10 protein-coding genes and 1 pseudogene are annotated in these 13,959 nt (G+C 68.7%); 6 read left to right on the forward strand and 5 right to left on the reverse strand.

What is annotated here, in order from left to right:
- Nucleotides 1-74 precede the first annotated feature (74 nt).
- The 4 genes from OG819_RS05225 to OG819_RS05240 form a co-directional block, all read right to left on the reverse strand.
- Nucleotides 75-1,424, reverse strand: a complete 1,350-nt coding sequence (locus OG819_RS05225) for an ISL3 family transposase (RefSeq protein ID WP_266647383.1) — start codon at nucleotides 1,422-1,424, stop codon at nucleotides 75-77.
- A gap of 190 nt (nucleotides 1,425-1,614) precedes the next feature.
- A complete protein-coding gene (locus OG819_RS05230; RefSeq protein ID WP_266648251.1) occupies nucleotides 1,615-2,853 on the reverse strand; it encodes a transposase in 1,239 nt (412 codons plus the stop codon).
- A gap of 119 nt (nucleotides 2,854-2,972) precedes the next feature.
- Nucleotides 2,973-3,743 carry a DUF2127 domain-containing protein gene (locus OG819_RS05235; RefSeq protein WP_266648253.1) on the reverse strand — a complete coding sequence of 257 codons (771 nt, stop codon included), beginning with the start codon at nucleotides 3,741-3,743 and terminating at the stop codon, nucleotides 2,973-2,975.
- A gap of 118 nt (nucleotides 3,744-3,861) precedes the next feature.
- On the reverse strand, nucleotides 3,862-5,556 hold the full coding sequence (locus OG819_RS05240; RefSeq protein WP_266648255.1) for an MFS transporter: 1,695 nt from the start codon (nucleotides 5,554-5,556) through the stop codon (nucleotides 3,862-3,864).
- Between the two features lie 185 nt (nucleotides 5,557-5,741).
- Here OG819_RS05240 and OG819_RS05245 point away from each other — a divergent pair, with 185 nt between their 5' ends.
- On the forward strand, nucleotides 5,742-6,359 hold the full coding sequence (locus tag OG819_RS05245; RefSeq protein ID WP_266431280.1) for a TetR/AcrR family transcriptional regulator: 618 nt from the start codon (nucleotides 5,742-5,744) through the stop codon (nucleotides 6,357-6,359).
- A 177-nt stretch (nucleotides 6,360-6,536) separates the two neighbouring features.
- Here the strand turns inward: OG819_RS05245 and OG819_RS05250 are convergent, their stop codons facing one another.
- Entirely contained in the window at nucleotides 6,537-7,949 is a 1,413-nt protein-coding gene (locus OG819_RS05250; RefSeq protein ID WP_266648257.1) for a cation:dicarboxylase symporter family transporter, read from the reverse strand.
- A gap of 200 nt (nucleotides 7,950-8,149) precedes the next feature.
- Between OG819_RS05250 and OG819_RS05255 the strand changes: the two genes are divergently transcribed.
- The 5 genes and pseudogenes from OG819_RS05255 to OG819_RS05275 all read left to right on the forward strand — a co-directional run bounded on the left by OG819_RS05255 (nucleotide 8,150) and on the right by OG819_RS05275 (nucleotide 13,831).
- On the forward strand, nucleotides 8,150-9,883 hold the full coding sequence (locus OG819_RS05255; protein WP_266648259.1) for a sensor histidine kinase: 1,734 nt from the start codon (nucleotides 8,150-8,152) through the stop codon (nucleotides 9,881-9,883).
- Nucleotides 9,880-10,560, forward strand: a complete 681-nt coding sequence (locus tag OG819_RS05260) for a response regulator (protein ID WP_075028964.1) — start codon at nucleotides 9,880-9,882, stop codon at nucleotides 10,558-10,560. The genes OG819_RS05255 and OG819_RS05260 overlap by 4 nt, the downstream gene beginning before the upstream one ends.
- Before the next feature lie 200 nt (nucleotides 10,561-10,760).
- Complete coding sequence (locus OG819_RS05265) at nucleotides 10,761-12,131, forward strand: extracellular solute-binding protein (protein WP_266648264.1); 1,371 nt, start codon at nucleotides 10,761-10,763, stop codon at nucleotides 12,129-12,131.
- Entirely contained in the window at nucleotides 12,128-12,991 is an 864-nt protein-coding gene (locus tag OG819_RS05270; protein WP_266648266.1) for a carbohydrate ABC transporter permease, read from the forward strand. Before OG819_RS05265 ends, OG819_RS05270 begins: the two co-directional genes overlap by 4 nt.
- A gap of 1 nt (nucleotide 12,992) precedes the next feature.
- Nucleotides 12,993-13,831 (forward strand): annotated as a pseudogene (locus OG819_RS05275) (carbohydrate ABC transporter permease).
- Nucleotides 13,832-13,959: the final 128 nt, after the last annotated feature.

The following is a 13,959-nucleotide window of genomic DNA, read 5'->3' on the forward strand; positions in this document are numbered from 1 at the left end:
GAGCCGAGATGTGGGCGACGTGCCCAGAGCCCACCGTCTCGCCGAACCAGGGCAGCATGTCCGGGTCTTCGAATTTAGTGGGGGTGTGCCTCCCGTCGGCTTCGCCGGGTGGTTGCGCAGCGTGAGCGGAGGCGTTGGTTCGCTCGGTTGCGGAAGCCGAAGGCGTTACGCGCTTCGAGCTTGATGAGGCGGTTGTTGCCCTCCGAGGCGGCGTTGGTGATCCCGGTGGTCAGGTAGGTCTCGATGCCGTCCCACCACTGCTCGATGGTCTCGGCGAGGGTGACGAGTTCGGGCAGGTGAGCGTGGTCGGCGACGTGGGCGAAGAAGCGGTGGCGGGCGGTGGAGATCGCGGAGTGGTCGGGGGTGACGTGCCTGCGGGTGACGGTCAGGCCCAGGAGGTCGCGCAGGAGTTCCTTGCCCTGCCAGGCCGCATAGATCTGTCGGCCGTAGGTCCCCATGTACTCCAACTCGGTCTTGAGGAGCTCGCGTTGTTCGTCGGTGAGGTCTTCCTTGTTGCGGCGCAGGAGCTTGCGGACGCTGTAGATGCTGTCGCCCTTGCGGGCCCGGCGGCCGTGCTGTTTCCAGGTGAGGCGTCGGCGCAGGTCGGCGAGGTGGCGCTGGGCGAGTTGCACGATGTGGAAGCAGTCCACGACCACCGCCGCGTGCGGCAGGGCACGGTGGACGGCGGCGCGGAAGGTGGAGCACAGGTCGATGGCGACGTAGCGGACCTGCTCGCGCCAGGCGGCGGGCCGGGCCGTCAGCCAGTCGGCGACGGAGGCGGAGTTGCGGCCCTCGACCTGGCCGAACAGGCCGCGCCCGCCGATCGCGTCGACGAAGCCGATGTGCCAGGCGTCCGCGACCAGCTCCCACTTCTCCGTGTCCGGGTTCTGCTCCCACACCGGCTTACCCCGCCGGGTCTCGTCGATCCCGATCGCCTCGGTCACCGGCGGCTCCTCGGGCAGGACCTTCGCGGCGTAGTCCTCGAAGCAGTGCTGCACGATCGGCCAGGACAGGCCCAGATCCCGGCCGGCCTGCACCACCGATCGCCCGCCGTCACACACCGCGGCCCCGGCCGCCCGCCGAAGCGCCCCGGTCGTACGCATCCGCGCGGGTACCTGGCCTATGGACTCGGTGAACGAGCGGCGGTCGCAGTCGAGTTCGGTGCAGTGCCAGCGTGCCTTGCGCCACCGGATACTCACCGGGCGCCCGCCGCAGGACAGGTGTCTGGGGGCGGTGGTGCGGTAGTCCTTCAGCCGGGTGGAGAAAACCCCGCACGAGGGGCAGGCCCTCGCGGACTCCTCGTTCGTCACGACGTATACCGTCGATCCGCCTGCCTTGTCGTCCTTGACCTGCGTCACACTCACCCCCTCCAGCCCAAGCAGTCGCGTCGCAGCCTCGTTGGTCCCGGTATCGTCGATGCTCAAGCCCGTGGGTTCTTCATGATCGGTTGCCTAGACAACAACCATGATCACGAAGACCCGCGGGCTCCTTGCGTCCAGGCCACCCACACCCCAGGCCCATCACGCTCGGTGACTGAACGTCAGGCCGTCACCGCCGCACCCCCACTAAATTCGAAGACCCGCATGTCCTGGCTGTTGGTCAACTGCCCGTCATTCAGTCTGCCGAGCTTGCACAACGGGCATCACTGGCGGTGATGGTGCGTCTGCGTCCAACCCCACCTCGCTGTCGCGGGGGTGGGGCAGGGGCCGTTGACTGGGCCCCGCGTCGCCACAACTCCCACGCACGTGCGCGGATGTTGCGGGAGCCATTCCGGTCTGCGTGATCAACGAATCCGCAGTTCCGGCATGCGAACCAGGCCTGGGAGACCCGGTTCGCCTTGTCGATGTGCCCGCACTCGGCGCAGGTGCGCGAGGTGTACGCCGGATCGACATGCACCACCGGCACCCCGGCCTTGCGGGCCTTGTACGCGATGAACTGCCCGAGCTGACGGAAGGACCAGCTGGAGTGGGTGGCCCGTTGGGGCTTGCGAAGCCGTACCCGTTCACGGATCCCTGTCAGGTCTTCCAGGGCGATCCCGCGACCGGTGCGTTCTGCCTCAGCCACCACATGCTTCGCGATCTTGTGGTTGATGTCCCGCGCCCGCCGGGCCTCCTTGCGCCGTCGTTTCTTCAGGCGCCGTTTGGCGGACGGGGTGTTCTTCTTCTGCAGTTTGGTGCGCAGGTCGCGCTCGCGCAGGCGGATGCGGTTCAGCTCGCGTCCGGCCATGATCTCGCCGTCACTGGTGGTGGCGATGTTCACGATTCCCAGGTCGATGCCGAGGAAGTCCACCGGACCGGTGTTGAGCGGCGCTTCAGGGATCTCGCAGGTGGCGTTCAAAAACCACATGCCGTCCCGGTACAGCAGGTCGGACTCGCCCTTGCGGTAGAGGGCCAGAGCTGCCAGATGCTCCGGGGATGCAACAAAAGCGACGTTCTTTACCCGTCCGCAAACTGTCCAGATAGACACCCGCCGATCGGGAATCAGCCAGGACAACATCCGGTCGTCGTAGGGCTGTGCGCCCTCCGGACGGAAGAAAATTGGTTTCTCCGTGGCCTTGCGATACCGCTTCGACCCCGGTCTGCCCAGGTTTCCGGCACCCAGATTCACCTTCAGCACAGCGTACGCGTCGCACGTTTTCTTGATCACGTGCTGGGCTGCCTGCGCCCCCAGACCCCACCGCGCCCTGATCTCGCCGTAAACGTGCTCGCGCAGTGTGAAGTTCTTCTTCACATCCTTCTCGAATGCAACCTGGCCCGCCCAAGTGGCTGCTTCGTTGCAGGCGCGCAGTGTTGCCTCAAGTGCCGCCGCTTGCACGGGCGTCGGCAGCAGCTTCACCTGCACCACAAGCTTCACACGCATGACGCTAGCCGGACGTTCCAGCCTCGCACATTCGAACACAGGAAATTTCAGCCTTCCTGTGACTATAAAGTCCGGTCCGAGAATCCCATGGGCCCAGAAGCGCCCCGCAGGACTCACGAAACCACGATCACACCCGCGGACTCCTCGACCTCCAGCAGCGACGCGCTGTGCCGCTCCTCCTCGAACGCCTTGCGTCCGCCGCGCAGTCCGAAGAGGCGTTTGGCGAGGGCGATGTAGAGGACGGCGAGGATGTTGAGGACCAGGGTGGCGACCTTCAAGTAGCTGACGTGCTCGGTGAGTTCGTAGATCTCCAGGGGCAGGAAGGCGGCGGTGGCGACCACCGTCAGATACTCCGCCCAGCGCTTGGCGTACCAGAGGCCGCCCGCCTCGACGAGTTCGATCAGCGCGTACGCCAGCAGCAGCGCGGCCACCAGGACCAGCGTGGAGTGCTTGTAGCCGAAGGACTTCTGGATGGTGCCGACGACCGGCGAGTGGTCGAGGTCGTAGTGGAAGTGCTTGAAGACCGGCCGGAAGACGTCGAGGTTCTCGTCGAACAGCCGGCGCACCGCGTCCTGGCTGTTGCTAAATTTCCATACCGCTACGGCCACAAGCACGACGAACACCCCGCGCACGGCCCGTTCGATCGCCAGGAAGCGCAGGATGAACAGGTCCCGCAGCACCTTGCCGCGCGGTACCAGCGGCGCCTGCTCCGCGGGACCGGTTCCGTGCGGTTCGCCCAGCACGAAGTCGCCGCAGCGCAGACAGCGCCAGGTCTCGCCGAGGCTCGTCTCGGCGCGCAGCCGCCGACGCAGTTCCGGCTCGTCGGGCGCGTACGTCACATGGCCTTTGCGCGCGCATGTCCGCCGGTCCCAGTCGATCTTCATACTCGGTGTCCTCCGCAGAACATGCCGTGCCGTGCCGGTCAGTCCGGCACGGCACGGTAGTGCATGTTCTACGAGACGGAACCCCGACGGTCACGGTTCCGAGGCGGGCGAGGCGCGCTCAGCGCGTCGCGGCCGCGGTGAGCTCCGGTTCCTCCGCGACCCGCTCCGGGACCTCCTGCGGGTGCCCGCCGCTCCTCCGGGGCAGCAGGACGGTGACCAGCACGGTGCCCACGCCCAGGATCACCGCGCCGATCAGACTGGTGTGCGCCACCGCGTCCGAGAAGGACGAGCCGACGGCCTCCGCCATCCGCCGTGCCCCCTGGGCGAGTTGGCCGGACTGCTCCTTCAGCTGCGCGGCCTTCTCGGCGTTCCCCGCGTGCCCCGCCCGCGCGGCCTGTTCGCCGAGCTGCCGGGCCTTGTCGCCGATGCCCTGGGCGACCGCGTAGCCCGCGCCGACCGAGTCCTGCGCCGTGGTCAGGGCGCCCGCCGGGAGTTCGCTGCCCGCGGTGGCGTCCGAGAGGTGCGCGGAGTACGAACTCGCCAGCACGGAACCGAGGATCGCGATGCCGAGTGAGCCGCCGAGCTCCAGCGAGGTGTCGTTGACCGCGCCGCCGACACCGAGTTCGGCCTCGGGGAACGCGCCCATGATGGCGTCCGTGCAGGGCGAGAGCGCAAGCCCGATCGCGAGGCCCAGGATGGCGAGGGGCAGTACGAGATCGCCGTACGAGGATGCCGCGTCCACCTGGGTGAGCAGCGCGAGCGCCACCGTGCCGCCAACCATGCCCGCGGTCACCGTGATCTTCATGCCGATGCGCGGGGTGAGGTAGCCGGTGAGGGCCGAGCCGACGAACACGGCCCCGGCGAGCGGCAGCATCCGCACTCCGGTGTCCAGCGCGTCGTAGCCGAGGACGAACTGGAGGTGCTGGGTGAGGTAGTAGAAGGCGCCGAAGACGGCCAGGAAGAAGAGGGCGACGGCGAGGTTGGAGCCCGCGAACCGACGGTGGGCGAAGCGGCGTACGTCGACGACCGGGCGCGGGTGGCGCAGCTCCCACACCACGAAGGCCACGAGGCCGGCACCGGCGACGACCGCGGCAGTCACGGCCTTGACGCCCCATCCGAAGTGCGGCCCCTCGATGATCATGTAGACCAGCGAGCCGATCCAGACCACGGACAGCAGACCGCCGACGTGGTCGATGCGGTCGTGGTGCGCGGCCCTGGACGGCGGTACGAGGACGAGGGCGCCGACGATCGCGAGCGCGGCGACGGGCACGTTGATCAGGAACGTGGACGACCAGCCGTGGTCCTCCAGCAGCGCACCGGCGACCAGCGGCCCGGCCGCTATGGCGAGTCCGGCGGTGGCGGTCCACAGGGTGATCGCCTTCGCCCGCTCCTCACGCGGGAAGGTCGCGGCGAGCAGGGAGAGCGTCGCGGGCATGATCAGGGCGGCGCCGACGCCCATGACGGCACGGGCCGCGATGACCCCGGTGGAGCTGTCGACGAGTGAGCCCGCGACCGCGCCCCCGCCGAAGACGACGAGTCCCAGGATGAGCGCGCCGCGCCGGCTGTACTTGTCGCCGATCGCGCCGAGCAGCAGCATCAGCGCCGCGTACGGGACGGTGTAGCCGTCTATGACCCACTGCAGATCCGCGCTGGACAGGCCCAGGTCCTGGGTCATGTCGGGGGCCGCGACCGTGAGGGCGGTGTTCGCCATCACGATGATCAGCAGGCTCAGGCAGAGCACCAGCAGCGCCCACCAGCGTCGGGCATAGGGCCGGTCCATCCCCTCGACCGGTTCGTTCATGACGAGACGCATGACTACGGTCGCCCTCCCTCTCTCTTCATCCCTCTTGCACACCGGTTCATCCCTCTTGCACACCGACGTGCAACTGCACAGCAATGTGCAATCTACTTCGATGCGCAATGCTGTGCAAATGAAGGAGGTGGAGCCGTTATGGAGGGCACGGGCGAGCGCCTCGCACGGACCCGGGGGCGTGCAGAATGGCAGCCATGACCACGGGTAGTGCCAGCCGCGCGGATGCGAACCGCCGCCGCATCCTCGACGTCGCGCTCGCCGAGCTGCTGCGCGACCCCGACGCGTCCATGGATCAGATCGCACGGGCCGCCGGCGTCGTACGGCGCACGGTGTACGGGCACTTCCCGAGCCGCGAGGTACTGATCAGCACCTTGACCGACGGCGCGGTGGAGGCGGTGGCCGCGGCGCACGCGGCGGGCCGGGAGAGCGGCCGGGACCCCGCGGAATCGCTGATCCGCTCGACGCTCGCCGTCTGGGAGATCGCCGACCGCTACCGGCTGCTGGTCGCCCTCGCCCAGCGCAGCGTCACGGTGCAGGGCATCCGCGAGCGGCTCACGCCGGTGCGCGAGGCCTGCGCGGAGCTGCTGCGGCGCGGCCTCGACGAGGGCGTGTTCGAGTCCGCGCTGCCGGCGCCCGCACTGGCGTACGTGCACGAGCAGATGCTGTTCGCCCTCATGGAGGCGGTGAACGACGGACTGCTGGCACCGCAAGAGGCGGGCCGCTCCGCCGCGATCACCATGCTGACCGCGGCGGGCGTACCCGCCTCCAGAGCCACCGAACTGGTGACCAAGCTGAGCGATTGAGCTGTTGAGGTTCCTCTTCGAACTTCTGCGGCACCACACCGGGCGGCCAGGTCTACGGGGGGAGAACCTGGCCGCCCGGCGGCTTGGGGCGCCCCGAAGGGGCGCGAGGAACTGCGCGACCAGCCACGATCCACACGCGGCCTCCGAACGACCCGCAGCCCCTCTTCAGCGGAGCTCTTACGCCTTGGCCAGCTCCTTCTCGCCGCCCTGCTCCGGCACGTCCGCGACGCCGTCGGTGCCGTCGTCCTCGGCGTTGTCCAGCAGAGTCGTCTCGTCGAACGGCAGCTCACCGGCGAGCACCCGGTTCACCCGCTCCTTGTCGACCTCACCGGTCCACGTACCGATGAGCAGCGTGGCGACGGCGTTGCCCGCGAAGTTGGTGACCGCACGCGCCTCGCTCATGAACCGGTCGATGCCGATGATCAGACCGACACCGTCGACCAGCGCGGGCTTGTGCGACTGCAGACCACTGGCCAGGACGGCGATACCGGAGCCGGAGACACCCGCCGCGCCCTTCGAGGCGACCATCATGAAGAGCAGCAGGCCGATCTGCTGACCGATGCTCATCGGCTGGTCCATCGCGTCGGCGATGAACAGCGAGGCCATGGTCAGGTAGATCATCGTGCCGTCGAGGTTGAAGGAGTAGCCGGTCGGCACGGTGATGCCGACGACCGGGCGGCTGACACCCAGGTGCTCCATCTTGGCGATGAGCCGCGGCAGCGCGGACTCGGACGACGAGGTGGAGACGATCAGCAGGAACTCCCGGCCGAGGTACTTCAGCAGCTGGAAGAGGCTGACCTTGGCGACGAGCTTCGTCAGCGTGCCGAGCACGATAAAGATGAAGAGCGCACAGGTGATGTAGAAGCCGAGCATGATCGTGCCCAGCGCCTTCAGCGCGTCCATACCGGTCTCGCCGATCACGGCGGCCATGGCCCCGAAGGCGCCGACGGGCGCGGCCCACATGATCATGCCGAGGATGCGGAAGACCAGCTTCTGGATGTGCTCGACACCCTTCAGCACCGGCTGGCCCGCACGGCCCATGGCCTGCAGCGCGAAGCCCGTGAGGAGGGCGATCAGCAGGGTCTGGAGCACCTGGCCCTCGGTGAAGGCCGAGACGAAGGTGGTCGGGATGATCCCGAGGATGAAATCGACGGGGCCCTCGGCGGCGGCCTCGGCCTGCGTGTGTCCGACGCCCTTCACGGCCTCGGTCAGGTGCATCCCGCTGCCGGGGTGGATGATGTTGCCGACGACCAGGCCGATGGCCAGCGCCACGAAGGACATACAGATGAAGTAGCCGAGCGCGAGACCGCCGACCTTGCCGACCTTGGCGGCCTTGCGTACCGAGCCGACGCCGAGCACGATCGTGCAGAAGATGATCGGGGAGATCATCATCTTGATGAGGCTCACGAAGCCGGTGCCGATCGGCTTGAGCTCCTTGGCGAAGTCCGGCGCGGCGAACCCGACGGCGATGCCGAGCGCAACCGCGATGATCACCGCGATGTACAGATAGTGGGTGCGGTCCCGCTTGGCGGCGGGTGCGGCAGGTGCCGTTTGGGTGCTGGCCACGGCTGCCCTCCTTGACGACGTCATCGGCATCATCCGGCGTGCGGCTCACGTCCGGCGGAACCCGGTGCGCGGCTCTCTCCGGGCAGTCCCGGGGTGCGGCTCACTCGGGGGATCCCGGTGTGCGGCTCACTCCGGGGGATGCGGTGACTATCTCCCGCCGTGTGAGGGCGGTCACCCTTCCGTTCATTTAGTTCATGCTTATAAGGAGAGGCAGACTGAACGACATGCGCTTCCCCCACGTCCCGCGACCCCGCAGCCTGGCCGGCCAGCTCTTCGCCATGCAGGCCGTGCTGATCGCGGTGCTCGTCGCCGGTTACGCACTGTTCAGCTACGTCAGCGACCGCAGCCAGGCCGAGGACGCGGCGGGCCGCCAGGCCATGGCCGTGGCCCGTTCGATAGCCGACGCGCCCTCCGTCCGCGACGCCATCCGCACCACGAACCCCACCAAGGATCTCCAGCCGTACGCGCTCCAGGTGCAGCGGGACACCGGCGTGGACTTCGTGACGATCATGAACCCGCAGGGCATCCGCTGGACCCACCCGGACGAGACGCTGATCGGCAAGCACTTCCTCGGGCACATCGGGCCCGCCCTGCACGGCAAGTCCTTCACGGAGACGTACACGGGCAGCCTCGGGGCGTCGGTCCGTGCCGTCACCCCGGTCCTGGACAACGGCCACATCGTCGGGCTCGTCAGCGCGGGCATCAAGGTCGAGGCGATCACCCAGCGCGTACAGGAGCAGGTGACCGCCCTCGTCGGCGTCGCGGGCAGCGCTCTCGTGCTCGGCGGTATCGGCACGTACGTCATCAACGCCCGGCTGCGCCGCTCCACGCACGGCCTGAACGCGGCCGAGCTGAGCCGGATGCACGACTATCACCAGGCCGCGTTGCACGCCGTGCGCGAGGGGCTGCTGATGCTGGACGGACAGTACAGGGTGGCGCTGATGAACGACGGCGGGCGGGAGCTGCTGGGGGTGACGGACGAGGTCGTCGGACATTCCGTGGCCGAGCTCGGGCTGCCCGCACCGCTCACGGGCGCCCTGCTGTCGGCGGAGCCGCGGGTGGACGAGGTGCATCTGACGGCGTCGCGCGTGCTGGTCGTGAACACCTCCCCGGTGTCCGGCGGCGAGCGGCGCGGCACGGTGGTCACCCTGCGCGACGTGACCGAGCTCCAGTCCCTGATGGGTGAGTTGAACTCCGAGCGCGGCTTCACCCAGGCGCTGCGCTCTCAGGCGCACGAGGCCGCGAACCGGCTGCACACGGTGGTCTCGCTGATCGAGCTGGGGCGCGCCGAGGAGGCCGTCGAATTCGCCACCGCCGAGCTCGAACTGGCCCAGACGCTCACGGACGAGGTGATCTCGGCGGTCAGCGAGCCGGTCCTCGCCGCCCTGCTGCTGGGCAAGGCGGCCCAGGCGAACGAGCGGGGCGTGGAACTGGTGGTGTCGGAGGAGAGCGGTATCGACGACGGGCTGCTGCAGACCGGCCTGCCGGCCCGTGACCTGGTGACCGTGCTGGGCAATCTGATCGACAACGCGATGGACGCGGCGCAGGGGACGGTGGGGGCACGGGTGACCGTCACGGCCTTCACGGACGACTCCGGCCTGGTCCTGCGGGTCGCCGACACGGGCGCGGGCGTCGACCCCGCCCACACGGAGGCGGTCTTCCAGCGCGGCTGGTCCACCAAACCGGCGGGACCCGGCGGCCGGGGGCTCGGGCTGGCCCTCGTACGGCAGGCCGTGAGCCGTCACGAGGGCACGCTGACGGTGGCGGAGGCGCACGGGGGCGGGGCGGAGTTCGAGGTGCGGCTGCCGTTGCCTACGGTGGCCTCGGGCGCCCCTGACGAACCCGCGCCCGGGGCCGCCGAAGGACGGGCCCCGGCCACCGCCGAAGGGGCCACCACCGAAGGGGCCGCAGCCGAGCCCGAGTCCGCCCAGCACGCCTTGCCTGGAGGCGACGTATGACCGCCGACCCCATCCGCGTACTCGTCGTCGAGGACGACCCGGTCGCCGCCGACGCGCACGTCATGTACGTGGGCCGGGTGCCGGGCTTCACGGCGGTCGGCAAGGCGCACACGGGCGCGGAGGCGCGCCGCGCGCTGGACCGTACGCCGGTGGACCTGCTGCTGCTCGACCTGCATCTGCCGGACGTGCACGGACTGCAGCTCGCCCGCTCCCTGCGCGCCGCCGGCTATCACGCGGACGTGATAGCGGTGACGTCCGCGCGGGACCTCGCGGTCGTACGGGAAGGGGTCTCGCTCGGAGTCGTCCAGTACGTCCTGAAACCCTTCACCTTCGCCACCCTGCGCGACCGCCTCGTCCGGTACGCCGAGTTCCACGCGGCGGTGGGCGAGGCGAGCGGCCAGGACGAGGTGGACCGTGCCCTGGCCACCCTCCGCGCCCCGAGCCCGGCCGCCCTCCCCAAGGGCCTCAGCGCACCGACGCTGGAGCGGGTCACCCGGACGCTGCGGGACAGCGCCGAGGGCCTGACGGCGGCCGGCGTCGCGGAGTCGGTCGGTATCTCCCGGATCACCGCCCGGCGCTATCTGGAACACCTGGTGGAGGCGGGACGCGCGGCGCGCGCTCCGCAGTACGGGCAGGTGGGGCGGCCGGAGTTGCAGTACCGGTGGGTCAAGGGCTGATCGCGCGGGGCGCCGGCCGTCCGGCAGGACATGCGACCCGGTGCGACTCATGTCCCCCTGAAACATCACACGCGGCCCCGTCTCCGTGAGCCGCCGCAAGGTCATGAGCCGCTGCAAGGTCATTGACGTGGACTAGTCCACGCTCTTACGTTCACCGGGCAGACAACTCGGCCACCGATGACGTCGGCCAGTAGGAGGTCGTGCCCGTGCGCCCCACCGCCGCCCCGCTTCTCCTCGCCACTCTCCTCACCGCGACCGCGCTCAGCGCCTGCGGATCGGGCTCCGGAAGCGATCCGGACACCGTGAAGATCTCCTTCAAGCAGTCCACGGACAACTCGATCCGCGTCATGGACACCTACTTGGGGGAGATGAAGAAGGATTTCGAGAAGGCCAACCCCGGCAAGAAGGTCGAACTCGTCCCGATCAAGGCCCCGGACTCCGAGTACTACACCAAGCTCCAGCAGATGCTGCGATCCCCCAAGACGGCCCCCGACCTGGTCTACGAGGACACCTTCCTCATCAACTCGGACATCACGAGCGGGTACTTGAAGCCCCTCGACCCCTACCTCGACAAGTGGCCGGACTGGAACCAGTTCATCGACACGGCGAAGTCGGCCGCGAAGGCGCAGGACGGGAAGACGTACGGCGTCCCGGACGGCACGGACACCCGGGGCCTCTGGTTCGACAAGGGCATCTTCAAGAAGGCGGGCCTGCCCGCCGACTGGCAGCCGAAGACGTGGGACGACGTGCTGGCCGCCGCACGCGCCATCAAGGCGAAGGTCCCCGGCGTCACCCCGCTCAACGTCTACACGGGCAAGCCGGCGGGCGAGGCGGCCACCATGCAGGGCTTCGAGATGCTGCTGTACGGGACGGGGGACGCAACGTCGGACCCCCTGTACGACACGGCGTCGAAGAAGTGGATCGCGGGCAGCCAGGCCTTCAAGGACGCGCTCACCTTCGTGCACACGGTCTACAAGGAGAAGCTGGGCCCCGACGTCTCGGACGCCCTCGACCCGAACTTCCCCACGACCGTCCGCGGCGAACTGATGCCCGAGGGCAAGCTCGGCATCAACCTGGACGGCAGCTGGCTGCCGCAGGACTGGCTGAAGGGCGCGGGACACGAGTGGCCCGAGTGGTCGCAGAAACTCGGCCTCGCGTACATGCCGACGCAATCCGGCCAGGCCCCCGGCAAGGTGAGCATGTCCGGCGGCTGGACCTGGTCGATCCCCGCCAAGGCGTCCAACCCCGACCTCGCCTTCAAGTTCATCGAGACGATGCAGACCAAGGCGAACGCGCAGAAGTGGTACATCGCCAACTCCGGCATCGCGGTACGCAAGGACGTGGCCTCCGACCCCGGGTACGTGAAGGCGCAGCCCGGCATCAAGTTCTTCACGGACCTGGTCGCCAGCACGCACTACCGCCCCGCCTACCCGGCCTATCCCAAGGTCTCGACGGCCATCCAGGAGGCGATGGAGGGCGTGACGACGGGTGACAGCTCGGTGGACAAGGCGGCCGGCGGCTATGACGAGGAGCTGAAGACGGTCACCGACAACCAGGTGATCAGGAAGTGAGACTGCGCCGCACCCTGGTCCGCGCCCTCCCCGTCACCCCCGCCGTGGCCCTCCTGCTCCTGTTCCTGGCGGGCCCGATCGCGTACTGCGCGTACATCGCCTTCACCGACCTCCAGCTCACCGGCCAGGCCCACTCGTCGTTCGTCGGCTTCGACAACTTCCGGGCGGCGTTCAAGGACGACGCGTTCCTGAACGCGGTCTGGCTGACGCTGGTGTTCACGGTCCTGTCGTCACTCGTCGGCCAGAACACACTCGGCCTGGCGCTGGCCGCACTGATGCAGCGGGCGTCGAAGCCGGTGCGGACGGTCGTGGGCGGGATCGTGATCACGGCGTGGGTGCTGCCGGAGGTGGTGGCGGGGTTCCTGCTGTACGCGTTCTTCCGACGGGAGGGCACCCTGAACGCGATCCTGGAACAGCTCCACCTCCCCACCCAGAACTGGCTGTTCACGCTGCCGATCCTGGCGGTGTCGTTCGCGAACGTCTGGCGGGGGACGGCCTTCTCCATGCTGGTGTACTCGGCGGCCCTGAACGAGATACCGAAGGAGATCACCGAGGCGGCGGAGGCGGACGGAGCGGGTGGCTGGCGCCGCATGTGGCACATCACGCTGCCGATGATCCGCCGCTCGATCGGCACGAACCTGATGCTCAACACCCTGCAGACGCTGTCGGTGTTCGGGCTGATCTGGGTGATGACGAGGGGCGGCCCGGGAAACAGGAGCCAGACGCTCCCGCTCTTCATGTACGAGCAGGCCTTCCAGAAGAGCATGATCGGATACGGCACGGCGGTGGCGCTGCTCCTGCTGGTGGTCGGCTCGCTGTTCTCGTTGGTGTACATGCGGCTGCTGCGGACGGAGGTCTGAGATGCCACGCACGCTCGGCTCCCGCCGCACCGCCCACCGCCTCGCCGCCGACGCGGGCCTGCTGGTGGTGGCCGCCGCCTTCGCCCTCCCCCTGGCCTGGGTGGTCCTGTCGGCCCTCGACCCGCACGCGGGCCTCGATGTGAAGGTCCCGGACGGCCTCACGCTGGACAACTTCGACGCGGTCCTGACACCGGACATCACCTACACACCGCTGCTCAACAGCCTGATCCTGTGCGGGGGCGGCACACTGCTCACGGTGGTGTGCGCGGCACTGGCCGCGTATCCGCTGTCGCGGTTCCGCTCGCGACTGAACCGCCCCTTCCTGCTGACGATCCTCTTCGCGACGTGCCTGCCGATCACGGCGATCATGGTCCCGGTGTACGCGTTGTTCGTACGCGTGAACCTCATCGACACCACGCAGGGCACGATCTTCTTCTTCGCCGCGTCCCAACTCCCCTTCGCCATCTGGCTGATGAAGAACTTCATGGACGGCGTACCGAAGGAACTGGAGGAGGCGGCGTGGACGGACGGGGCGTCGTCGCTCCAGTCCCTGCTACGGATCGTGCTGCCCCTGATGGGGCCGGGGGTGGCGGTGGTGACGGTCTTCTCGTTCGTGATGATGTGGGGGAACTTCTTCGTCCCGTTCATGCTGCTGCTGACACCGGACCAGATGCCGGCGTCCGTGAGCATCAACGACTTCTTCGGAAACCGGGGAACGGTGGTCTACGGGCAGCTGGCGGCGTTCTCGGTCATCTACTCGACGCCGGTGATCCTGCTGTACGTGCTGGTGGCCAGGCGGCTGGGCGGGGGGTCGCGCTGGGCGGGGCGGTCAAGGGGTGAGGGCCGGGCGGGCGGTCAACGGGTGGGGGCCGGGCCCGGACGTCACACCAACGCCTAGGGCCTGTCCGGCGGATCATGCCGCGGACGCGGGGCTTGGCACGCCCACCTGTACTGATGAGGCACCGTCG

This window comes from Streptomyces sp. NBC_01549 (assembly GCF_026339955.1).
Classification (GTDB): domain Bacteria; phylum Actinomycetota; class Actinomycetes; order Streptomycetales; family Streptomycetaceae; genus Streptomyces.